Below are 23,352 nucleotides of genomic sequence, written 5' to 3'. Positions count from 1 at the left end.
AGCGAATGTCATGGGGGCCTCAAACAGTCGATTACCTGCTGCGAACTGCGGCGGCGTGCCGATCGGGGAACACCCTCGTCGTTCGGGTCTTCCTATCTCTGCGCGATCGGCCATCCCCCAGGTCCGGCGGCGAAGCGAGAAGGCTGCCTGACATTGACCCCGACCGATGACGAGAACGCTGCGGTAAGCGGCATGGGCGCAAGGGTGCTCCGCATCCTGCGAAGCACGGGCGATGGGCCGGTGCTCTACCTGTGCGACGACGACACCGAGGCCGAGGGCCTTGCCGCGGTTCTTACAGGGCTGCTGCCGGACATGGCGGTCGTCCATCTGCCTGCGAGCGATACGCTGCCCGGCGACGATGCGCCCCCATCCCCGGCCAATGTCGGGCACCGGGTCACCGCCTTGCGGCGCCTGCGACAGCTATCGTCCGAAGGCAGGGCTGACGACATCGTCGTCGTGACGACGGGCGAGGCTGCGGCGCGTCGCTATCTTTCCGCGGAAGCCTTCGATGCCGAACCCCCATCCATCCGCGTGGGTGATTCGATCGATCCCGAACGGTTCGGTGAAGAAGCCATCGCGCTCGGCTATTTCATCGACGACCGCATCGACGAGCCGGGCGAAATTGCCATCCGAGGCGAAGTCATCGACCTCTACCCTGCCGATGCCGGTGGCCCTGTACGGATAGACCTTGCCGACGGGCGCATAGCGGCGATCCATCATTTCGATGCCGTCACGCAATTGCGCGGCGACGCCTGCGAAGCGATCGAGATCGGCCGCGCAACCGAGCCAGAGGGGGACGCATCCGCTACGCTCCTCGACCACATGGCACCCGGCACCATGCTCCTGTCGTCGAAGGCCGAAAAGCGGCGCGAGCGGTTCACGCAACTCGCCCGCCGCGCGGCGAAGGATGCAGCGACCGACATCGATGCTGTCGACAACGACCGCTGGAAGGCCGCGCTCGAACCCTGGCGGCGCGGGAGCCAGGCTGGTTCCGCCAGGATCGAGGGTATTCCGCGCTTCGCCGAAGCGAAGTCGCCCGCGCGGGCGGCGAAGCGCTTTCTCGAGGCCGAGCGCGCGGCGGGCCGTCCCGTCGCCATAGTGGGCAGCGAGCGCGATCTGCGGTTTCTCCGCAGCCGCCTGGGCGAGGCGTTCGAGATCGTAGAAAATTGCGAAAGCCTGCGCGATCTGCCCGGCGTGGGTGATGGGGATATCGTGTTCCTTTGCGCCCCGCTGGATCGCGGCGCGCGGGACGATGGCCTCGCGCTGGTCGCTGCGGCGGATATTCTCGGAACGCGGGCGCTGCTGGAAGCGGGACCTTCCGCCGCGCGACAGGTCGGGCTCGCTGGCGTGGAAGTGCGTCCGGGCGATTTGGTAATCCATGAGGAACACGGGTTTGCGAGCGTTATCGGCCTGGAACCCGCACCCGGCGCGGATGGGGGCGAAGTGATCGCACTCGAACATGCCGATGACGCGCGACGGCTGGTGCCGGTAAGCGATGCGGGCCTGTTGTGGCGCTATGGCGGCGATCCCGAAAGCGTGAAACGCGACAAGCTCGACGGTACCGGATGGGACAAGCGCCGGGCCGAGATCGACAAGGCCATCGCGGAAACGGCAAGGTCGCTCATAACGCTGGCCGAAGAACGGGCCGAACTTTCGGCACCGGCGATGGAACCCGATGCCGCGGCATACGAACGCTTCGTGGCGGGTTTCCCCTATAACGAGACATCCGATCAGGCGCGGGCCATCGCGGCGGTGCGCGACGATCTTGAATCGGGCAAGCCAATGGAACGGCTGGTCATCGGCGATGTCGGCTACGGCAAGACCGAAGTTGCGCTGCGCGCTGCGGCCGTCGCTGCCTTATCGGGGTATCAGGTCATCGTCGCAGCACCGACCACTGTGTTGGCGCGGCAGCATCTCGAAGAATTCACGCGCCGTTTCGCCGATACCGGGATCACCGTCGCCGGCCTGTCCCGTTTGACGAGCGCAGCGGACAAAAAGTCGGTCGTGGCCGGTCTGGCAGACGGAACGATCGGCGTCGTCGTCGGCACGGCGGCGGTCGTGGGCAAGTCGGTGAAATATGCCAGGCTCGGTCTGGTCGTGATCGACGAGGAACAGCGCTTCGGGGCAGCCGACAAGGCCAAGCTGCGCCAGGCGGCCGACGTGCATCTCCTGGTCATGAGCGCGACGCCCATTCCCCGTACCCTGCACCGCGCGATGATCGGGCTGCAACAAGTGTCAGTGATCGCCACCCCGCCTGCGCGCCGGCAACCGGTCCGCACGACCATCAGCGACATGGACGATCCGGCGATCGGCCTGGCGCTCCGACGCGAGAAGATGCGCAAGGGGCAAAGCTTCGTCGTCGTCCCGCGCATCGCCGACCTCGCCCAGATGCGAAAGCGGCTGGGCCGTCTCGCGCCCGACCTTTCGCTGGTCGAAGTGCATGGCAAAATGCCTGGCGCCGATCTCGACGAGGCGATGGTGCGCTTCGCCGGTGGCAAGGGCGACATCCTGCTTGCAACCAACATCATCGAAACCGGGCTCGACGTACCGCGCGCGAACACGATGATCATTTGGCGGTCGGACCGCTTCGGCCTTGCGCAATTGCACCAGTTGCGCGGACGCGTGGGTCGCGGGCGCAGACGCGGTCAGGTCATCCTGACCACCGCGGGCGAGACAGTTTCGCAGGCCACGCAGAAACGCCTGCGCACACTTGAAACCTTTGACCAGCTCGGCTCCGGCTTCTCCATCGCGGGGGCCGATCTCGACCAGCGCGGCGGCGGCGATATCCTGAGCGACGCGCAGGCGGGGCACATGAAGCTGATCGGCGTCGAACTCTACCAGCATCTGCTCGAAGGCGCGCTACGGCGTGCGCGCGGCGAAGCGCAGCGGGAATGGTATCCCGAGATCCGAACGGGCACGACGGGCGCCTTCCCGCCCGACTGGATCCCCGAAGTTGAGGTTCGGCTCAATCTCTACATCCGCCTCGCCCGGTTGAGCGAGCGTGCGGAACTGGAGGCTTTCGAGGCGGAACTGGCCGACCGGTTCGGTCCGCTGCCGGACGCCGCACAATCGCTGATCGACCGCGCCCTGCTGACGATACTCGCGCTCGAAACCGGGATCCGCGCCGTCAATGCCGGTCCCAAGGCAATCGCCCTGACACCGGCGGTCCCGCGGGAGGAGGCGTTGCAGGCTGCCGGTCTGGTTGCAAGTGACGACCGGTGGCTTTCCACCCCGGACGAACCCTTTGCCGAACCGGCGCGCGCGGCAATCGCCATCCTCGAAACGCTTGCGGATGGTTCGCCTCCATCCGGTATGAAACCGGATTGACTCTTAAATCTACATATGTATCTAAAAGCGCATGAAGCGCAATCGTGGTCCTTCCCGGCAGATGATAGCCCTGCTCCTGGCGATGGAGGAGATCGCGCCGGAATGGGTCCACGGATACGACCTGATGAAGCGCACCGGTCTGCAATCGGGCACCCTGTATCCTGCGCTGATGCGAATGGAGGAACGCGGTCTGGTCGAAGCCGAATGGCGCGCGGCGGAACGGCCGGGGCGACCTGCGCGGCACGCCTACCGCCTCAGTGCCGAAGGACACGCTCTGGCGCGCGAATGCCAGACTAGCGGGGGGACCGATCCCCACACGCGCGAGGCGATCGCGTGAAAACTGCTTTCGCCCGCGCCCTCATGGCTCTCGCCGCGGTTGCACTCGGGCAACATCGCAGCAGCTGGGCAGAGGCGATGCAGGCCGAGTTTGCCATTGCCGAGGAGCATGGCGAGAGCGTGGGATTTGCGCTCGGCTGCCTGTGGTCCGCGTGGCGCGAGCTTCCTTTTCATACCGAAGGCCAGCTCGCCCTCGCACGGTACACACTGATTATCGGCGCCATGCTGCCAGCGGCGGGGCTTGTTTTCGCCGGACTTACGATGGGCTACCCGTTCGTGCAGCACCCCTACGCCGATACGATCGAGTCCGTGGCACGCCACCTGACGGGTCTGCCCACGCTCAACGAGGGCAATGCCTTCTCACTTCCGTTCCTATTCGCCATCGTCGCGGTCGTCGCCTGCTGTAATACCGCCGCAGCCTGGTATGCGTCAGAGCAGCGCTGGGACGCCGCATACCGGATGTTGCGCCTGTCGGCGGCAAGTCTGGTCACGCTCGCAATTCTGGCGGGGGTCACCGTTATGGACGGAACCTGCGTAGCCGTGCCCTTGCTGGGAACGCTGGTGCAGCTATTCGCCGTCACTCAGCTCGATGGCCTGCACCGAGCCCACGGAAGTGCTCTGACCGGGCGCACCGGCTGAGATGCCTGCCCGCCGCGGCAACCGGCGATCACGGCCGCTCCGGCGCTTCGCGACGTTCACGGCCCGGGCGGCGTTAGCCGCCGGTGGTCTCGTCCATGGAGGTGCGGCGCTCGCCCAGGATAGTGACGGGATCGATGCCCAGTCCGACACCGCGATAAACGATTTCGGCGGCACGGTCATCATCGTAAGCGGCCAACGCGGCTCCGCCATCGCCGATGTCGCTCCGGTTACCGTGCTGAATGCAGATGCGCTGAATGCGATCGGCGCTAACAGTATCGACGACATCAATCAGGCGATTTTGGGCCAGACACAATCCGCTGACGGCTCACCGCCGATCTTCCTGTTGAACGCGCAGCGGGTGTCCGGCTACGAGGAGATCGGCTCGCTACCGCCCGAGGCGATCGAGACTGTGGAGGTACTGCCCGAACAGGCGGCGCTGCGGTTCGGCTTTCCCCCGACCAGGCGAGTGGTCAACTTCATCACCAAGACGCGGTTCGACCAGGTCGATTTGTATGCTGCGATGGGCTCGACCATCCCGTTCGGCAGCGCAACCGAAACCGCGCGCACCGGCTATACCCGGCTTCGCTCCGGAGCACGGATGACAGCCAATCTCGAATACGCGCATACCGATCCCCTGCTGAATTCCGAACGCAATCTTGGCCCCGACCCGGACGTGCCCTTCGATGCGACCGGCAACGTTACCGGTATCTCCGGGGGCGAGATCGACCCTGCCCTGTCCGGACTCGCCGGTCGGCCGGTGGTGATCGCTCCTGTGCCTGGCCCGGACGGCGATACCGGCAGCCTGGCGGATTACGCGGCGGCGGCAGGCGTTCCGCGCCTCTACGATGTCGGTTCGCTCGGCTCGCTGGCGCCGGGCAAGGACACGATCAAGGGCGAGGCGGTGCTGGCCGACCTGATTGGCGACACGCTGGCAGGATCGCTGACCGCCTCGGTCGAGCATGGCCGCGAGCGGACGTATTACGGCCCCGCCACCGCGCGCCTGATCGTGCCTGCGGAAAATCCCGTATCGCCCTTCGCGACCGATGTGCTGCTCAACCGCTATCTTGTCGAGGCTGAACCCTTGGGCGAGCGCAAGCGGACCACGACCATAGCGGCGGGGGCGAGCCTGCGCGGCGCGATCGCGGGTTGGCAGTGGGACGCCACGCTCGCGTTGAAAGAGACGGCGATCCATGCCCGAAGCGGGCGCGGAATCGATATTACGCGCGCCAATGCCGCTATCGCCGCCGGCGCGGATCCCTTCGCGCCGCTCGATGCCGCTCTGCTGACCGACCGCCAGATCGACCGCACCCGCCAGCGCACGCGATCGGTCGAAAGCAAGGCGGTGATGAGCGGCAATCCGTTCGACCTGCCCGCGGGCAGTGCCACCGCGACGGCGACGCTCGATGTGGCCCGGCTGGGCACGACGTCTTCGCTGGAGGGCGAGGATCCCTTTTCGCTCGAACTGGGCCGCACACGGTACGAAGGCGGGCTCGCGCTCGACCTGCCCATCGCCTCGCGCAGCGCGGATGTGCTTCAGCCGCTTGGCGACCTGTCGCTGAACGCGGCGGCAAAATTGCGCCATGTCGACGGTTTCGGCACCCTGAGAGACCGCACCTTAGGCATCGCGTGGTCGCCGGTCGAAGGCGTGCAACTCAATGGGACGGTTCAGCACGACGAAGCCGCACCTGATCTGACCCAACAATCCACCCCGCCACGGCGGATCGAGGACGTCCCGTTCTTCGATTTCGCCAGCGGACGTAGCGAGATCGTCACTCTGTTCACTGGCGGCAATCCAGACTTGCTGGCGCAAGGCCGCACGGTGCGGACGGCATCAGTCGTGATCCAGCCGATCCGCGACAGCCAGCTGAGACTCAATCTCTCCTACACCGACACCGATACGCGCAACCAGACCGGGACAATCTTCGCCAACTCGCCCGAGACCGAGGCGCTGGTCCCCGACCTCTTCACGCGCGACGCCAGCGGCGCGTTGACCGCGGTAACTTTTCGCCCGATCAACTTCTTCGCCGAACGCGAGCGAAAACTTCAATTGTCGCTGACATCGAGTGGGAAAATAGGCGCTCCGCCAGCCGCCCCGGCCGAAGGCACCGCGCCCCTGCCCGACGACCGAGCGACCTACTATCTGGGTCTCGTGCCGATCTTCGCCCTTACGGACGACCTGCAGCTGCGCGCCGAGACGCGCACGCTCGATCTGCTGAATGGCGACAGCGTCGGCAGCTACAAGCCGCCGTTCTCGGGCTACGGCTATGCGGGCGTGAACAAGGACGGCTACGGCGTGAACGGCAGCTTCTACTACGGCGGCCCCCGCCGGATCCGCAGCGATGTGCCATCATCGGACCTGACCTTCGCCAGCATTTTCCAGCTGAACCTCACCGGCTATCTGCCAGTGCAGGCGCTGGTTCCGCGGGCCACCGGGGCGGACAAGCTGCAATTACGGATCGAGGGGAAGAACCTGCTCGACGCACGACAACAGGTAACGGACGGCAATGGCCAGACACCTTATCGCTACCTCGCGGACGTGATCGACCCGATAGGCCGAACCGTCACGGTCTCACTACGCAAGCGCTTTTGATCGAGCTTCGCAGCGGCCTGCGTTTGGGCTTCGATTTGTCTAAAATGTGCCAATAGCGGACGGCCCTGAACGGGCTTTGTGAATGAATGGCACCGCTGGAGCGGGTGAAGGGAATCGAACCCTCGTCGTCAGCTTGGGAAGCTGCTGCTCTACCATTGAGCTACACCCGCGGCCGGAAAGCGCTTTGCAATGGCGGTGCGGGGTGGTCAATCCCTCTTGGCGGCACGCGCGCGCACTCTCGCTTTCGCCGGAGCATTTGCTAAAGGGCGACCAGCCATGGCCAGCCGCGAACCCATCGTCGACCTGCCCGAGCCTTCGCGCCGGGTCACCTCTTTCGACGTGGCCGAGCGCGCGGGCGTCAGCCAGTCGACGGTCTCGCGTGCGCTTTCCGGATCGCAGGTCATCACCGAGGATACCCGCGCCCGCGTGGTCGCGGCGGCGCGCGAGCTGGGATATTTCGTCGATTCGAGGGCCGCACGGCTTCGGACCGGGCGCACTGGCGCAATCGGGGTCGTGGTGATCGGGCGGCAGGGCGATGGCCCCAGCGAATTCAATCCGTTTCACTACGTCCTGCTGGGCAGCATCTGCGCGGCGGCATCGAAAGCCGGCTATCAGGCACTGGTCAGCTTTCAGGCCACGCCGGACGAATTCTATGGCGAATATGTCGAACGGGGACAGGCAGACGGGCTGATCGTGATCGGCACGACCCTCAATTCGCTGGCCTGGGACTATTTCGGCGAGATTGCTTCCGCCCATGCCAGCATGGCGATCTGGGGCGCGCCGATCGCGCACCGCGCGCGGGTGCGTTCGGACAATCGCGCCGGGGCACGGCTTGCCATCGCGCGGCTCGTGGCAGCAGGGCATGAGCGGATCGTGTTCCTGGGCGAAACGGATTCGCCGCAGCAGCAATTTCGCGAGCGCTACGAGGGCTATTGCGCGGCGATGGAGGCCCACGGTCTCGTCCCGCAGGAGCCGGTGACGGCCGCAGGCGCGACGCGCAACGCGCAGGGCTATGGCGCGGTGGACGCGCTGCTGGCCGAAGGGCGTGACTTCGACGCGGTTTTTTCCGCCTGCGATGCCATGGCTCTTGGCGCGCTGGAGCGGCTGGGCGAAGCTGGGCGCGATGTGCCCGGCGAGATCGGAGTGATCGGGTTCGACGGGCTGGGAAGCGGGACGTATTCCAACCCGCCGCTGACGACGATCGAGCCGGATTTCCAGCGCGCGGGCACCTTGCTGGTCGACGCTGCCCTCGCCGCACAGCAGGACCAGGTGGAACAGCTGGTTCCCGTGCGGCTGATCGAACGGGCGAGCGTCAGGCCCCCTCTTCGCTGACGTCCATTCCGCCGGCAAGCGCGGTCGCCCGGCGCTGCTCCTGCAGGATCGACCAGCTGGCGAGGAACAGGCCTGCCATCAACGGCCCGACCACGATGCCCGACAGGCCAAGCAGCGCGATGCCGCCAAGCGTGGTCACCAGTACCAGCCAGTCGGGTATGCCCGTGTCGCGGCCGACCAGCATCGGGCGGAGCAGGTTGTCGGCAAGACCGATGACCGCGACGCCGCTGACGATCACCAGCAACCCCTGCCACACCGCGCCGACCGCAAGCAGGTAGATCGCCATCGGCACCCACACCAGCGCCGGACCGACTGCGGGCAGGAAGCTGGCTATGGCCATCAGCACGCCGAAGAGGAGCGCGGAGGGAATGCCGACGATCCAGAAGGTGAGAGCGCCCAGCGCCCCCTGCACCACTCCGACGACCATGGAGCCCTTCACCGTGGCGCGCACGATCGCGACGAAGCGTTCGGCAAGACGCTGCGCCACCGAGTGCTCTAGCGGCAGGCCGCGCCGCACGGCGATGCCGATGCGCCGCCCGTCACGCAGCAGGAAGTAGGTCACGTAAAGCCCGACGCCGAACGCCAGCACGAAGCCGAACACGCTGCCGCCGATCGACAGCGCCTGCCCCGCGATCAACCCGGCGCTTTCGCTGAGGAAGTCCTGCACCCGCACCTGCCAGTTGGCAGCGTCGGTCAGGCCGGAGTTGTCGATCGCGTTGCGCATATTGCGCGGCAGTGCATCGTGGATCTGGTTGAGTACGGCGATCATGTCGATCCGCCCGTCCTGAAAAGCTCTTACGATGCCCGCCGCCTGGTCGACCACCGCGCTGCCGATAAGGAACCCCGGTACGATGATGGCAATGAAGATCACTAGCAGCGTCGCGATGGCGGCGCGGTTCTGCCCGCGCAGCCGCATCATGAACCAGCGATAGAGCGGCTGGAACATGATCGCCGCCAGCACGGCCCACAGAAGCGGCGCGATGAAGGGCCACACCACCAGGACGAGGCCGAGGCTGACCGCGCCGAGAAACAGGAAGAACCCGCCCTGTTCGATCTCGCGCCCCTGAATCATTCGCTTACTCCCGTCCGCATCGCTTCGCTTCAGGGCATTGGCCCGAAAACGCACATGCCGCAATCGACTGGCACCATATCGGAAACTGTTCGGCGGCCAATCCTGCTGAAGGAAAAGAGTTTATCGTCGACAGCATTGCTCGGCGTGGTGCACAGAAGATGAAACGGCCTCGGCCGGGCGATTGGGGAGGTTTTGGAATGGCCAGAGCATGGCTTCTGCTTGCAGGCGTGTTGGGAATGGCGGGTTGCACCCAGGCGACGCCGCCGCAATCGGCGCAGGCAGCATCCTACGCACCGGATTGCCAGGCGATCGGCGCGTTCCTCGACAGTGCCGTGAGCGACGGCCGGGTCGCCGGCGCATCGACGCTGGTCTGGAAGGACGGCAGCGAAGCGTGCTTCGAAAGCGCCGGCCTTGCCTCGCGCGAAGACGGGAGACCTTTCGCGCGTGACACGCTGGTGCAGATATTCTCCATGACCAAGCCGGTAACCGGCGTTGCCCTGATGCAGTTGTGGGAACAGGGCAAGTTCGGGCTCGACGATCCGCTCTACTGGCATCTTCCGGAATATCGCACGCTGAAGGTTGCGACCGAAGTCGGCAGCGATGGCGAGCTGGTCCTGCGCGATCCGTCGCGCGCGCCGACCGTGCGCGACGTTCTGCGCCATACGGCGGGGTTCACCTACGGCGGTTCGGACGAGCCGGCAGATCGCGTGTGGTCGCAGCTCGAACCGCTTTCGCCGGACAATACGCTGGCGGAATTTTCCACCAAGATGGCGCAGGTGCCGCTTCGCGGCGATCCGGGAACGCGATGGATCTATTCGGCCAGCGTCGACGTGCAGGCCCGGCTTGTCGAAGTCCTGTCCGGCATGGCCTTCGACGAATACGTCGCCGCGCATATTTTCACGCCCCTCGGCATGAACGACAGTGGCTGGAAGCGCGATGCCGCCGACCTCGACAGACTGGCGCGTATCTACGTCGCAGGGCAGGACGGCGCCCTCGCTCCGATGCCGCGCGAGGAGTGGCTGACACCGAACTTCTCCGGGAAGCCGATGACGATGGGCGGCTCCGGCATCGTCACCACGGTCGACGACTACATGCGCTTCGCGCGGATGTTGTTGAACGATGGCGAGCTGGACGGACAGCGGGTGCTGCAACCCGCCACCATCCGCGTCATGTCGACCGAGATGCTCGACCCGCGCATTTCGACGGACAACCGGATGTGGTTGCCGAGCAAGGGTACGGGTGGCTTTGGTTTCGACTTCTTCGTCCGCACCGCGCCACCCGCCACGGCGGGGGAGAACCGCGGCACGGTGGGCGAATTCTTCTGGGACGGATTCCCGTCGATGCTGTTCTGGGTCGATCCGCAGCAGGACATGGCGGTCGTCTTCGCGACGCAGAAGGTGCCGTTCGACAACCCCCTGCACCACGATCTCCGCGACGCAGTCTACGGCGCGCAGTATTCCGGCGTGGCGGGGGGAGAAACCCCCCCACGCGGTTACACGTCTAGGTTGGCAACGTTCAGCGCGTTGTTCTGGATGAACTCGCGGCGCGGTTCGACCACGTCGCCCATCAGTCGGGTGAAGATCTCGTCCGTCACGTCGGCGTCTTCGACCTTGACCTGAAGCAGAGCGCGATTTTCCGGGTCGAGCGTGGTTTCCCACAGCTGCTCGGCGTTCATTTCGCCCAAGCCCTTGTAGCGCGCGATGGACAGGCCCTTGCGCCCCGCCGCCAGCACCGCGTCGAGAAGCTGGGTCGGACGCGAAAGCGCGCCGTCCTGAGTCGCTGCCGGTGCTTCGGTCTCGTCCTCGCCGTCCGCATCTTCCGCCTGCGTGGCATCGCCGGCCTTCACCAGCCGCACCGGCTGCGCGTAATTCTCTGCGAACTGCGCGGCGACGGAATGCAGCTTGCGCGCTTCGGCGCTGGTCAGGAACTTGGCTTCGATCTCGTGCGCATCGGTAACGCCGCGCCAGACGCGGGCGAACATGACCGAGCCGTCTTCGCGCACATCGGCGCTCCATTTCGCGTCATCGTCGCCTGCTTCCAGCCTCTGGGCAGCAAAGTTCATTGCCGCCTGCCGGTCGGACAGTTGGAGTTCCGGATCGAGCGCACCCGACAAGGCCATCTGTTCGACGATACCCTCGTCATACTTGCGCGGAATGAAGCCGAGCAGGTAGCGCATCCGGAGCGCGTGATCGACCAGCTGGCGCAGGCCCGTTGCGGCCACAACGCCTTCCGGCGTTTCCAGCACGCGACCATCCAGCCCGCCGTCGACGAGATAGCGGTCCAGCGCGGCCTGATCCTTCAGATAGACCTCGCTGCGCCCCTTGTTCACTTTGAACAGCGGCGGCTGCGCGATGTAGAGGTGCCCGGCCTTGATGATTTCCGGCATCTGGCGATGGAAGAAGGTCAGCAACAGCGTGCGGATATGCGCGCCGTCGACGTCGGCGTCCGTCATGATGACGATCTTGTGGTAGCGCAGCTTGTCGAGGTTGAACTCGTCGCGCAGGCCGGTACCCATCGCCTGGATCAGCGTGCCGACTTCCTTGGACGAAATGATCCGGTCGAACCGGGCACGCTCCACATTCAGGATCTTGCCCTTGAGCGGCAGGATCGCCTGCGTCTTGCGATCGCGGCCCTGCTTGGCGGAACCGCCGGCGGAATCACCCTCGACCAGGAAGAGTTCGCATTTCGTCGCGTCGCGTTCCTGGCAGTCGGCCAGCTTGCCCGGCAGGCTGGCGACGCTCATCGCGCCCTTGCGGCTCATTTCGCGGGCGCGACGGGCGGCTTCACGGGCGGCGGCGGCGTCGATGATCTTCTGGATGATCGACTTCGCGTCGTTGGGGTTTTCCTCCAGCCATTCCGACATCTTCTCGCCCATCAGGCTCTCGAGCGGCTGGCGCACTTCGGAACTGACCAGCTTGTCCTTGGTCTGCGATCCGAACTTGGGGTCGGGCAGCTTGACCGAGACGATGGCGGTCAGGCCTTCGCGCATATCCTCGCCCGAAAGACTGACCTTTTCCTTCTTCATCAGCCCGCTGGACGTCGCGTAATTGTTGAGCGTGCGGGTCAGCGCGGCGCGGAACGCAGCGAGGTGCGTGCCGCCGTCACGCTGCGGGATGTTGTTGGTGAAGCACAGCACGTTCTCGTAGTAGGAATCGTTCCATTCCAGTGCGACGTCGATGCCGATGCCGTCCTTTTCCGCACTGACGGAAATCGGTTCCGCGACCAGCGCCTGCTTGTTGCGGTCGAGATATTTCACGAAGGCCGCAATGCCGCCTTCGTAGAACAGGTCGTGTTCCAGCGGGTCTTCATGGCGGTTGTCGCGCAGCAGGATCCGCACGCCGGAATTGAGGAAGGCCAGCTCCCGGTAGCGATGCTCAAGCCGGTCGAAATCGAATTCGATGACGTTCTTGAAGGTCTCCTCGCTCGCCTTGAAAGTGACGCGGGTGCCCTTCTTGAACCCGTCTTCGTCGGGATTCTGTTCCACCTTGGGTGCATCGCCCACGATCCGCAGGCTTTCGACCGCATCGCCGTGTTCGAAGCGCATCCAGTGTTCCTTGCCGTCCCGCCAGACGGTAAGCTCCAGCCATTCGGACAGCGCGTTGACCACGGAAACGCCGACGCCGTGAAGGCCGCCGGAAACCTTGTAGGCGTTGTCGTCGGACGTGTTCTCGAACTTGCCGCCCGCGTGCAGCTGGGTCATGATGACCTCTGCGGCGGAGACGCCTTCTTCCTTGTGCATGTCCACCGGAATGCCGCGTCCGTTGTCCTCGACGGAGACGCTGCCGTCGGCGTTCAGTTCGATCAGGACGAGGTCGCAGTGCCCTGCCAGCGCTTCGTCGATGGCGTTGTCGGAGACTTCGAACACCATGTGGTGCAGGCCGGAACCGTCATCGGTATCGCCGATATACATTCCGGGGCGCTTGCGGACCGCATCCAACCCCTTCAAAACCTTGATGGAATCGGCGCCGTAGCCGTTCTTCTTCGGCGCGTCGGGCGCCGTGTTCACAGTGTTCTCGTCCATATCGATTATATAGGCGCTGGCAGGGGCATTCCCAAGCAAAACGCGCCTTTTATCCACCGGGTTGGCCCGCTGATGCGACCTTCGGAAACCGAGCGGTCCGATCGCGCGTTTGCAGGCGCATGGGAATGACCTTTCTCGTTGTCGGAGTCGTTTCCGGTGCGCTGCTGATCGGCGCGGCCTGGGGCATCTGGGGCAAGCTCGGCGAGCGAACCGAAGGCTGGCTGATCGCGCTTGCGGGGGGTGCCTTGCTCCTCTCCGTCGTCAGCGAACTGATCGAGCCCTCGATCGAGAAGAGCAGCGTGGTTCACGCCATGATCGGCGTGGCCGCAGGAGCGCTGGTGTTCGCGCTGGCGGACTATCTGATCGACGAGAAATGGGGTTCGGAATCCGGGGGCGGCTTGCTCGCGGCGATCACGCTCGACGGTGTGCCGGAAAACCTCGCGCTCGGCGTCGCGCTAATCGGGGCGGGACCGATGGAAGTCGCGGCGCTGGCAGGTTCGATCCTGCTATCCAACCTTCCGGAAGCCGCAGGCGGCGCGAAGGCGATGGCGGAGGGCGGCAATTCCAGGGCCAAGGTGATGTGGCTGTGGGCTGGAACGGCGCTGCTTCTGTCTGCCGCGGCAATCTTAGGCAACATCGCGCTGGAGGGCGTTGGCGAGGAAGTGCTCGCCGTGATCCGGTGCTTCGCCGCCGGGGCGGTCGTGGCCAGCCTCGCGACGGAAGTCTTCCCGAAGGCCTACAAGGAGGATGCCCACTGGGCTGGCGTGGCGACCGCGCTGGGCGTTATCCTTGCCTTCCTGCTCGGCTCGCTCGCGTCAGGGTGACGCCGGACACGAAAACGGCCGCCCCGCCATATGGCGAAACGGCCGGTTCCGTTGGGCTCTGGCGCGGGATGCGTCACCGCTGCCTAGCCATCGATCGCCATGGGGGAGAGGGGGAGAACGGCGATCGATTTCGGAGGCGCATCTATGCCTGCGATTGCATCATCGCAAATGCGAAAATTTCGGCCCGAGTTGCAAAATTTGCAGCGGAGAAGTTGCATGCGGCGCAACCGTAACTGCGCTCGCCCATCTTCGTCTCGACTCGCCGCGCGCTTGCGTTAGCATGGCGTCCATGACGACCATCCAACACCGGCTTGCCCAGCCCTTCGGCAGTTTCCCTGGTATCCTGTGCGAATGGTCGCAGGAGCGGCCCGACGCCCTCGCGTTGAAGGACGAGCGTGGCGAAATTTGCTGGGCCGACATGGTGGAAGCGGTCGAACGCATCGCCGCGCGCCTTCAGGAAACCGGACTGGAAAGCGGGCAGTCCGTCGCGATCCTCGGTTATTCCAGCATCGAATACGCGCTGGTCTTCCTCGCGGCCGTGCGCGCGGGCGGAGTGGCCGCACCGCTGACCACCAGCGCCAGCCGCGCACAGCTCGAAGGCATGGCGAAGGACAGCGGGGCGAAACACCTGTTCATCGACGCGGCCAAGCGCGCGGAACTGGGGAGCGATTTCGCTCCTGCGCTCGATCACGTCGCGCTGGAAGATGTCGAGCAGTGGATGGCGGGCGCCGGCATTGTCGCCACGCCATACGAACCGCGGCCGGGAGATCCGTTCAACATCATCTATTCTTCCGGCACCACCGGCATCCCCAAGGGGATCGTCCATTCGCACCAGATGCGCTGGAACCAGTTCGCCCGGAGCGCGGCAGCCTATCTGGAGAGCGGCGGAGACGTCGTTTCGATCGCTTCCACGCCGCTCTATTCCAACACCACCATGGTCGCCTTTCTCGCCCCGCTGCTGGCAGGTGGAACCGTGCGGGTGATGGCCAAGTTCGATGCGCGCAAGTGGCTGCAATGCGCGCAGGACGACGGCACCACCATGACCATGCTGGTGCCGGTCCAGTACCAGCGGCTGATGGACGTGGAGGACCTCGAAAGCTTCGACCTGTCGGCCATGCGTCTCAAATATTGCACCAGCGCCCCCTTCTCCGCCGAGTTGAAAGCAGAGGTGCTGGCGCGGATGCCGGGCGGTCTGACCGAGATTTATTCGATGACCGAAGGCGGGGTCGTCTGCATCCTTTCCTGCCACGAATTCCCGGACAAGCTGCACACCGTGGGTCGCCCGGCGCCTGGCAGCCAGATGCTGGTGATCGACGATGAAGACAATCCGGTGCCTGCCGGTACGCCCGGCCACCTCGTCGGCATCGGGGCCGCCATGATGAGCGGGTACAAGGACCAGCCGGGCAAGACGCGCGAGGGCTACTGGACCAATCCGGACACCGGAGAGGACTGGCAACGCATGGGCGACATCGGCCGGGTGGACGCGGACGGCTTCGTCGAACTGGTCGGCCGCGCCAAGGACATGATCATTTCCGGCGGGTTCAACATCTATCCCGTGGACCTGGAGAACGAACTGGCGAAAGAAGCGGACGTGCTGGAGGCTGCCGTGATCGGCGTGCCCAGCCGCCAGTGGGGCGAAACTCCGGTGGGCTTCGTCACCTTGTCCGACGGCGCGCGCAGCGTCGATGCGATCCGCGAGGCGGTGAACGCGCGCCTCGGCAAAACGCAGCGCCTCTCCGAACTGCACGCCATCGACGAGATGCCGCGCAGCCATATCGGCAAGCTGCTCAAGACCGAACTGCGCGATATGCTGAGCGAACCTGCCGTCTGATCAGCCAGCCGCGTGCCGCTTTGCCCGGCTGGCGGCCTTGAGGAAGATCAGCAGCACCAGCACCGCGATCCCCGCCGAGACGATCAGCGGCATGGAAGGGAGGTCCGCAATCGCATCCACCCCGGTAAAGCGCGCGAACAGGATGGTGTAGAGCGGCGGACCGACGATGGCGGCGAGGCTTCCCACCGCCTGCGTCGCGCCCTGCAATTCGCCCTGGCTGCTCGCATCCACTGCGCGGCTGTTCAGCGCATTTATCGAGGGCATGATGAGTCCCTGCAATCCACCCACGATGATCGCAGCGAACACCATCCAGTCCGCGCTCGCGACAGTATAGATCGCCGCCGCCGCGCAGACCGATGCGATGCCGAGCGTCACTGCCCCGCGCTCGCCCAGCCGCGGCACCAGCAGGCGGATGCCGACACCCTGCACAAGCGCGCTGGTGATGCCGACCATCATCAGCGACAGGCCGATCTTCCATTCGGTCCAGCCGTAAGCGGCGATGGCGAAGTATGCCCAGATCGAGGGGTAGACGAGATGCGCGAGCTGCCACAGCGCCAGCGCGGCGACAAACCACAACACGGTCGGGCTCTGGCCGGACAGCGCCTTCAACGCGGAAAAGGCATTGGCCCGCGCAAGGCGGAAGGGTCGGCGGTTCTCCGGCGCGAGGCTCTCCTTCAGGAAGAAAAAGCCGAACACGAAATTCGCCAGCGCCAGCGCCCCTGCCGCGTAGAAGGGCACGCGCGGCCCCAGCTCCCCAAGGAAGCCGCCGATTGCCGGACCGAGGATGAAGCCGAAACCGAAGGCCATGCCCATCAGCCCGAAGCTCTCGGCGCGTTTTTCCGGCGGAGTGATGTCGGCGAGATAGGCGTAGGCGGCGGAATAGCTTGCCCCGGTCATCCCGGCGATCACGCGCCCCGCCACCAGCCACCACAGGTTCGGCGCAAAACCCATCAACAGGTAGTCGATCCCGAAGGCGAAGATCGCCGCGAGCAGCACCGGGCGGCGGCCATACCGGTCCGACAGATTGCCGAGGATTGGCGCGAAGACGAACTGCATCGCGGCATAGCCTGCGCCCAGCCATCCGGCCCACAACGCCGCGCGGTCCACCGGAATGCTGCCGAGGTGCATGATCAGCTGCGGCAGCACCGGCATGACGATGCCGAAGCCGATCATGTCGATCAGCACCACCATGAACAGGAAGGTGATCGCACTGCGCTGCCCGCTCATGGCTTGTGTCCCTCGTCCCCTGACAACGACCTATGCCGCGCGCGTGTGATTGGCAATCGCGCATGGCGCGCGGCCTCATGCTGGACAGAGCCGCGCGCGAGCCACTAACGGGGAGGCCATGGCCGACGCACATCCTTCCGATTCCCTTCACCCAGACTCCATCCTGATCGTCGATTTCGGCAGCCAGGTGACCCAGCTCATCGCGCGCCGCGTGCGCGAAGCGGGGGTCTATTGCGAGATCGCACCTTTCACGCTGGCGGAAGACGCCTTCACGCGGATGCGCCCCAAGGGCATCATCCTGTCCGGCTCCCCCGCAGGCGTGCCGGAAGAAGGCAGCCCTCGCGCGCCGGCCATGCTGTTCGAAGCGGGCGTCCCGATCCTCGGCATCTGCTACGGCCAGCAGGTGATGAGTCACCAGCTTGGCGGCGAGGTGCGGCCCGGACACGAGACCGGGGAAGGCGGCGAGTTCGGTCGTGCGTACCTCACCGTGACCAAGGAATGTGCGCTGTTCGACGGCCTCTGGAACGTGGGTGAGCGGCATCAGGTCTGGATGAGCCACGGCGACAAGGTCACGCGCTTCGCCGAAGGGTTCGAGATCGTCGCCACCAGCGACGGCGCGCCCTTCGCCGTCATCGCGGACGAAGCGCGCAGGTTCTACGGCACGCAGTTCCATCCTGAAGTCGTCCACACGCCCGACGGCGCCAGGCTGCTCTCCAATTTCGTGCGACACGTCTGCGGACTGGCGGGCGACTGGACCATGGCCGCCTATCGCGACACCAAGGTCGCCGAGATCCGCGCGCAGGTGGGAGACAAGCGCGTCATCTGCGGCCTTTCGGGCGGGGTCGACAGCTCGGTCGCGGCAATCCTAATCCACGAGGCGATCGGCGATCAGCTGACCTGCGTCTTCGTCGACCACGGCCTGCTGCGAATGAACGAGCGCGAACAGGTCGAAACGCTGTTCCGCGATCATTACAACATTCCGCTGGTCGTCGTGGACGCGGAAGAACGCTTCATGACTGGCCTTGCCGGCGTCACCGACCCGGAAAAGAAGCGCAAGTTCATCGGCGGCGAATTCATCGCCGTGTTCGAGGAAGAGGCGAACAAGCTCGGCGGGGCGGAATTCCTCGCGCAGGGCACGCTCTATCCCGATGTGATCGAAAGCGTTTCCTTCACCGGCGGGCCGAGCGTCACGATCAAGAGCCACCACAATGTCGGCGGCCTGCCCGAACGCATGAACATGAAGCTGGTCGAGCCTTTGCGCGAACTGTTCAAGGACGAGGTGCGCGAACTGGGCCGCGAACTGGGCCTCAACGAACAGTTCGTGGGCCGCCACCCCTTCCCCGGACCGGGCCTCGCCATTCGCATTCCCGGCGAAGTGACGAAGGAACGCTGCGACATCCTGCGCAAGGCCGACGCGATCTATCTCGACGAGATCCGCAAGGCTGGCCTCTACGACGCGATCTGGCAGGCTTTTGCCGTGCTGCTCCCGGTCAAGACCGTCGGCGTGATGGGCGACCACCGCACCTATGATTCGGTTTGCGGCCTGCGCGCCGTGACGAGCACGGACGGGATGACGGCAGACGTCTATCCCTTCGACGCCGCTTTCCTGACCGGCTGCGCCACCCGCATCGTCAACGAAGTGCAGGGCATCAACCGCGTGGTCTACGACTACACGTCGAAGCCGCCCGGCACGATCGAATGGGAATAAAGGTGATTTCTGCCGTAACGGAATGAACAAAGCGCGCAGTGGCCCGTTGCGAAGGAAACCCGCGTTTCCAATGGAGCCCTGATATGAAAGCCGTTCAAGTCCGCAACCCCGCCAGCCTCGACAGCCTGGAGGTGGTCGACATCGCCGATCCCCGCGCCCCAGCCGCAGGCGAGGTTACGGTAAAGCTTCATGCCTCATCGCTGAACTTCCACGATTACGCCGTGGTCGCAGGGATGATCCCCACCGACGACAAGCGCATTCCCCTGTCCGACGGCGCAGGAGAAGTGTTTGCCGTAGGCGACGGTGTCGAGGAGTTCGCGGTCGGCGATCGCGTCATTTCGACCTTCTTCCCACGCTGGAAGAACGGCGCACCCCCGCTCGGCAGCTTCGAGACGACCCCCGGCGACGGTATCGACGGGTTCGCCTGCGAAATGGTCACCAAGGGGACCGATGCGTTCACGCACGCGCCGCAGTCGCTGGATTACATCGAATCCGCTACCCTGCCCTGCGCTGGCCTGACCGCCTGGCGGGCGCTGATGGAAGACGGCAAGCTGGTTCCCGGACAGACCGTCTTGATCCAGGGGACGGGCGGCGTCTCGCTGTTTGCCCTGCTTTTCGCGAAAGCAGCCGGGGCAAAGGTGATCGCCACATCGAGCTCCGACGAAAAGCTGGAAACGGTCCGTAACCTCGGCGCCGACCACACGATCAATTACAAGACCTGTGAGAAATGGGGCGATGCAGCCTACGACTGGACGGACGGCAAGGGTGTCGATCACGTCATAGAAGTCGGCGGCCCCGGTACTGTGAACCAGTCGATTGCCGCTATCCGCCCCGGCGGCCACATCCATCTTATCGGGGTGCTGACCGGCCAGTCGGGTGAAGTCCAGACGGCGGCGCTGATGCGCAAGATGGGCCGTTTGCAGGGTTTGACCGTCGGCAGCCGTGTCATGCAACAACGGATGATAGCGGCAATCGATGCCAATGGCCTGAAACCCCAGATCAGCGACCGCTTCCCGCTGGAAAAGCTGGCCGATGCTTTCCGCCACGAAGAAAGCGGATCGCATCTGGGCAAGATCGCCATCGAGATCTGACAACTTCGCGCAGTGGACCTGCTCGACCTCGGCCCCGATCCCCGCACCGAAGTGCTGCGCCAGTTGCAGCCGCGCCTGGTTCAGGCGTTCGGGCGGGTGGAGCGGGCGGCGGCACAGTGGCGCCAGCCGGAATGGGTGCTCGTGCAGGGCGTCATCGGCGCGCGGACGAAGTCGGAGGTGTCGAACGCCGCCACCGACCGCTTGCGACTGCGTTTTGGCAGTTTCGATCGTGTCGCGGGCGCCCCGCTCCCCGAACTGCAACAGGAGCTTTCCACCCAGACATATCCCAACATCGCCGCCGAGCGGCTGAAAGGCGCGCTCACCGCCCTGATCGCGCGGCGCGGATCGGTCGACCTGTCGCACCTCGCCGATATGGAGACGGATGCGGCCATGCGCTGGCTGGAACAGCTGCCGGGCATCGGGCGCAAGATTGCTGCCGGGGTCATGAATGCCAGCACGCTGGATCGTCGCGCCATTGTGCTCGATAGTCACCACACGCGCATCCTGCGGCGCATGGCGCTGGTCCCGGCCAAGGCCGATACCGACCGGGCCTTTGCCGCGATCATGCCGGTCATGCCGCCCGAATGGAGCGCGACCGATTTCGATGAACACCATTTGCTGATGAAGAAGCTGGGCCAGAATTACTGCCGCCCCAAAGCCCCTGCTTGCGCCGCCTGCCCCGCGCTCTCGCTTTGCCCGACGGGAACCGCGCGCGCACCGGACCGCTGATCCGTCATGCTGAGTGAGCCGCAGATCGAGGAGGTGTATGGCCGGCTGCGGGCCGCCATGCCGGGCCGGACGAAGGGGGCGAAGGGCCCCAAGGGCCAGCCCGATGCTTTCCGGTCCTGTATCTCGTGTATGCTTTCGGCCCAGTCGCTGGACCACAATACGGCCAAGGCCGCGCGACAGCTGTTCGCGCTGGCGAGAACGCCGAAAGCCATGCTTGCGCTCGATGACGAGGCCATCGCGCAAGCGATCAAGCCATGCGGGCTCTACAACATGAAGACGCGGAACATCCGCGCCTTCTGCTCCGCCCTGCTGGAGCGGCATGACGGCGTCGTGCCCGACACGCGCGAGGGGCTGATGGCGTTGCCGGGCATCGGGCGCAAATGCGCCGACATCGTGCTCAGCTTCACCTTCGGGAAGGACGTGATCGCGGTCGACACGCACGTCCATCGCGTGTGCAACCGTATCGGACTGACTGATGCGCCAACCGCCGATCGCACCGCGATCCAGCTGGAGCAACGATCACCTCAGTGGGCGATGCGCGACGGTCATTTCTGGCTGATTCAGTTCGGCAAGCGCATCTGCACCGCACGCGCTCCGAAATGCCCGACCTGCCCGGTCAACGATCTGTGCGAATACTATGCCGCTCGCAAGGCGGCGTCAGGCGATCAGCCTTCCGCGTCGGCCATCCGGTAGGGCACGAAGTCTTCCAGCATGATTACGCCGGAGAAGAAATTGCTGCCCCGGTCATGCGTCGTCACGTTATCGAGACGGCACAATTCGCTGGCCGAACCGCCAAACTTGCGGATCACCAGGTAATCACGGTCATCGAGCGTGCGCGGGCTGCGGGTGCGATTGACCCACAGGGTCTTGCCATCGCGATAGACCAGCGCCGTTCCGTCGATGACCTGGAGGCTGCGGTTTGAAAAGGTGCGGATGCAGCTTTCCGGTTCGCCGGCAACGCGCCCTTCGAGCATCTCGGCCAGTTCTTCTTCGCCCTTGCTGATCCGTGCTTCCGACTGGGCGGCGAGCGGGGTTGCGGCAAGTGCGCTCAGTCCGGCTGCAACAAGTACGAATTTCGGAAGTTTGGCCATGGCGAGTCTCCTGTTCGTGTCATCTTATATCACAAACGGCTGAACGCTAGCTGAGTTTCTGCACCCGGCAGCGCGCTTCGTTTCGCAATGTTTCAGGCCGTGCCGCCGACTGTGAGACCTTCGACCAGCAGCGTCGGCTGGCCGACGCCGGCAGGCACGCTCTGCCCGCCCTTGCCGCACACGCCGATACCTTCGTCCAGCGCCATATCGTTACCGATGCCGATGATCTGGTTCAGCACGCTCGGCCCGTCGCCGATCAGCGTCGCGCCCTTGATCGGAGCGCCAAGCCTGCCGTTCTCCACCTTGTAGGCTTCGGTGCAGCTGAAGACGAACTTGCCCGATACGATGTCGACCTGCCCGCCGCCGAAACTCTTGGCGAAGATGCCGTTCTTCACCCGGCCGAGCAGTTCCGCCGGATCGTCGTTCCCGCTGCGCATGAAAGTATTGGTCATGCGTGGCATGGGCGCGTGGGCGAAGCTTTCGCGCCGCCCGTTGCCGGTCGCCTCCACACCCATCAGGCGGGCGTTGAGGCGGTCCTGCATGTAGCCCTTGAGGATGCCGTCTTCGATCAGCACGCATTCGCGCGTGGGCGTGCCCTCGTCATCGATGCTGAGCGATCCGCGGCGGTTTGCGATGCTGCCATCGTCCACCACAGTGACGCCGCGCGAGGCGACCTGTTCGCCGATGCGGCCCGAAAACACGCTGGTACCCTTGCGGTTGAAATCGCCTTCCAGCCCGTGGCCCACTGCCTCGTGCAGCAGGACGCCGGGCCAGCCGGGTCCAAGCAGCACGGTCATTTCACCTGCGGGCGCGGCGACGCTTTCCAGATTAACCAGCGCCTGCGCCAGTGCCTCGTCGATGGCGCGGTTCCAGTTCGCGTCTTCGAACAGCGCGTCGTAAAGGTAGCGTCCGCCCATGCCGAAGCTGCCCGTTTCGCGGCGACCGTCCTGTTCGGCGAGGATCGAGACGTTGAGGCGCACCAGCGGCCGTATGTCGGTCGCGACGAAGCCGTCGGGCCGAACGATCTCCACTACCGACCAAGTTCCCGAAAGGCCCACGGTGACCTGCGCCACGCGCGGATCGCGGGCGCGCGCGGCGGCGTCGATCTTCGCGATCAGCGCGACCTTTTGCGCGAAAGGTATCGCGTCGAGCAGGCTGGCATCGGTGTAAAGGTGGCGGTTGTTCCCCTGCGGCGGGGCGGCCAGCTTGCGTTCTGCCGAGTCGAGCAGTTGCAGGGTCTCACCCGCCCGGCGGATGGCGGCGGGCGACAATTCATTGGCGTGGGCGAAGCCCGTCATCTCGCCGCTCACCCCGCGCAGGCCGAAGCCGCTGTCGCGCGAATAGTCGGCGGTTTTCAGCCGCCCGTCATCGAAGACGAACGCCTCGCTGGCGGTATGCTGGAGATAAAGCTCCCCATCGTCGCAAGCTTTGAGCGTCTCGGCGGCAAGCGCCTGCGCTTCTTCGGGGGACAGGGAATTGCCGTAGAGCAGCGCGCGCGGATCGAGTTCGGTCATGCCCGCTGATATAGGAAAGC

Annotated in this window: 16 protein-coding genes, 1 tRNA gene and 1 pseudogene; 12 read left to right on the top strand and 6 right to left on the bottom strand. The window is 65.2% G+C overall.

The features are described from left to right. Positions 1-153: 153 nt before the first annotated feature. Genes ACXYN8_RS02000 through ACXYN8_RS01985 form a run of 4 tightly spaced genes read left to right on the top strand, consistent with a single transcriptional unit; the run spans position 154 to position 6,892 of the window. On the top strand, positions 154-3,327 hold the full coding sequence (locus tag ACXYN8_RS02000; protein ID WP_458887600.1) for a DEAD/DEAH box helicase: 3,174 nt from the start codon (positions 154-156) through the stop codon (positions 3,325-3,327). A gap of 31 nt (positions 3,328-3,358) precedes the next feature. Beyond that, on the top strand, positions 3,359-3,664 hold the full coding sequence (locus ACXYN8_RS01995; RefSeq protein ID WP_458887598.1) for a PadR family transcriptional regulator: 306 nt from the start codon (positions 3,359-3,361) through the stop codon (positions 3,662-3,664). Further along, positions 3,661-4,302 (top strand): hypothetical protein, encoded by a 642-nt coding sequence (locus tag ACXYN8_RS01990; RefSeq protein WP_458887596.1) that lies wholly within the window; start codon positions 3,661-3,663, stop codon positions 4,300-4,302. Before ACXYN8_RS01995 ends, ACXYN8_RS01990 begins: the two co-directional genes overlap by 4 nt. Before the next feature lies 1 nt (position 4,303). Further along, complete coding sequence (locus ACXYN8_RS01985; RefSeq protein ID WP_458887595.1) at positions 4,304-6,892, top strand: hypothetical protein; 2,589 nt, start codon at positions 4,304-4,306, stop codon at positions 6,890-6,892. A gap of 96 nt (positions 6,893-6,988) precedes the next feature. Here ACXYN8_RS01985 and ACXYN8_RS01980 read toward each other — a convergent pair. Then, positions 6,989-7,062 (bottom strand) — tRNA-Gly (locus ACXYN8_RS01980). A 106-nt stretch (positions 7,063-7,168) separates the two neighbouring features. On the opposite strand from ACXYN8_RS01980, the gene ACXYN8_RS01975 reads away from it, so the two are divergent. Next, complete coding sequence (locus tag ACXYN8_RS01975) at positions 7,169-8,224, top strand: LacI family DNA-binding transcriptional regulator (protein ID WP_458887594.1); 1,056 nt, start codon at positions 7,169-7,171, stop codon at positions 8,222-8,224. Here the strand turns inward: ACXYN8_RS01975 and ACXYN8_RS01970 are convergent. After that, positions 8,205-9,296 carry an AI-2E family transporter gene (locus tag ACXYN8_RS01970; protein ID WP_458887593.1) on the bottom strand — a complete coding sequence of 364 codons (1,092 nt, stop codon included), beginning with the start codon at positions 9,294-9,296 and terminating at the stop codon, positions 8,205-8,207. The genes ACXYN8_RS01975 and ACXYN8_RS01970 overlap by 20 nt on opposite strands. 158 nt (positions 9,297-9,454) lie before the next feature. On the opposite strand from ACXYN8_RS01970, the pseudogene ACXYN8_RS01965 reads away from it, so the two are divergent. Beyond that, positions 9,455-10,705, top strand: a pseudogene (locus ACXYN8_RS01965) (serine hydrolase domain-containing protein); the annotation flags it as partial. 83 nt (positions 10,706-10,788) lie between these two features. Here ACXYN8_RS01965 and gyrB read toward each other — a convergent pair. Continuing rightward, positions 10,789-13,317, bottom strand: coding sequence for a DNA topoisomerase (ATP-hydrolyzing) subunit B (gene gyrB / locus ACXYN8_RS01960; RefSeq protein ID WP_458887592.1), 2,529 nt, complete (start codon positions 13,315-13,317; stop codon positions 10,789-10,791). Between the two features lie 125 nt (positions 13,318-13,442). Here gyrB and ACXYN8_RS01955 point away from each other — a divergent pair, with 125 nt between their 5' ends. Next, positions 13,443-14,141 (top strand): ZIP family metal transporter, encoded by a 699-nt coding sequence (locus ACXYN8_RS01955; protein ID WP_458887591.1) that lies wholly within the window; start codon positions 13,443-13,445, stop codon positions 14,139-14,141. A gap of 289 nt (positions 14,142-14,430) precedes the next feature. Further along, a complete protein-coding gene (locus tag ACXYN8_RS01950) occupies positions 14,431-15,972 on the top strand; it encodes a class I adenylate-forming enzyme family protein (protein ID WP_458887590.1) in 1,542 nt (513 codons plus the stop codon). On the opposite strand, the gene ACXYN8_RS01945 is transcribed toward ACXYN8_RS01950, so the two are convergent. Continuing rightward, positions 15,973-17,199, bottom strand: coding sequence for a TCR/Tet family MFS transporter (locus ACXYN8_RS01945; RefSeq protein ID WP_458887589.1), 1,227 nt, complete (start codon positions 17,197-17,199; stop codon positions 15,973-15,975). It lies immediately after the preceding gene. Positions 17,200-17,317: 118 nt separating this feature from the next. Between ACXYN8_RS01945 and guaA the strand changes: the two genes are divergently transcribed. The 4 genes from guaA (at position 17,318) to ACXYN8_RS01925 (ending at position 21,420) form a co-directional block, all read left to right on the top strand. Beyond that, complete coding sequence (gene guaA, locus ACXYN8_RS01940; protein WP_458887588.1) at positions 17,318-18,907, top strand: glutamine-hydrolyzing GMP synthase; 1,590 nt, start codon at positions 17,318-17,320, stop codon at positions 18,905-18,907. An 83-nt stretch (positions 18,908-18,990) separates the two neighbouring features. After that, entirely contained in the window at positions 18,991-19,998 is a 1,008-nt protein-coding gene (locus ACXYN8_RS01935) for a zinc-dependent alcohol dehydrogenase family protein (RefSeq protein ID WP_458887587.1), read from the top strand. Between the two features lie 12 nt (positions 19,999-20,010). Next, a complete protein-coding gene (locus ACXYN8_RS01930; protein WP_458887585.1) occupies positions 20,011-20,727 on the top strand; it encodes an endonuclease III domain-containing protein in 717 nt (238 codons plus the stop codon). 6 nt (positions 20,728-20,733) lie between these two features. Further along, positions 20,734-21,420 (top strand): endonuclease III domain-containing protein, encoded by a 687-nt coding sequence (locus ACXYN8_RS01925; RefSeq protein WP_458887584.1) that lies wholly within the window; start codon positions 20,734-20,736, stop codon positions 21,418-21,420. Here ACXYN8_RS01925 and ACXYN8_RS01920 read toward each other — a convergent pair. Together ACXYN8_RS01920 and tldD are read right to left on the bottom strand one after the other, a co-directional pair. Further along, positions 21,393-21,818, bottom strand: coding sequence for a hypothetical protein (locus ACXYN8_RS01920; protein ID WP_458887583.1), 426 nt, complete (start codon positions 21,816-21,818; stop codon positions 21,393-21,395). The genes ACXYN8_RS01925 and ACXYN8_RS01920 overlap by 28 nt on opposite strands. Positions 21,819-21,910: 92 nt before the next feature. Further along, positions 21,911-23,332 carry a metalloprotease TldD gene (gene tldD / locus ACXYN8_RS01915; RefSeq protein ID WP_458887582.1) on the bottom strand — a complete coding sequence of 474 codons (1,422 nt, stop codon included), beginning with the start codon at positions 23,330-23,332 and terminating at the stop codon, positions 21,911-21,913. Positions 23,333-23,352 lie beyond the last annotated feature (20 nt).

Source organism: Altererythrobacter sp. CAU 1778 (assembly GCF_054482795.1).
Note: the sequence above shows the minus strand (reverse complement) of the source record. Positions and strands in the feature narration are given on the sequence as shown.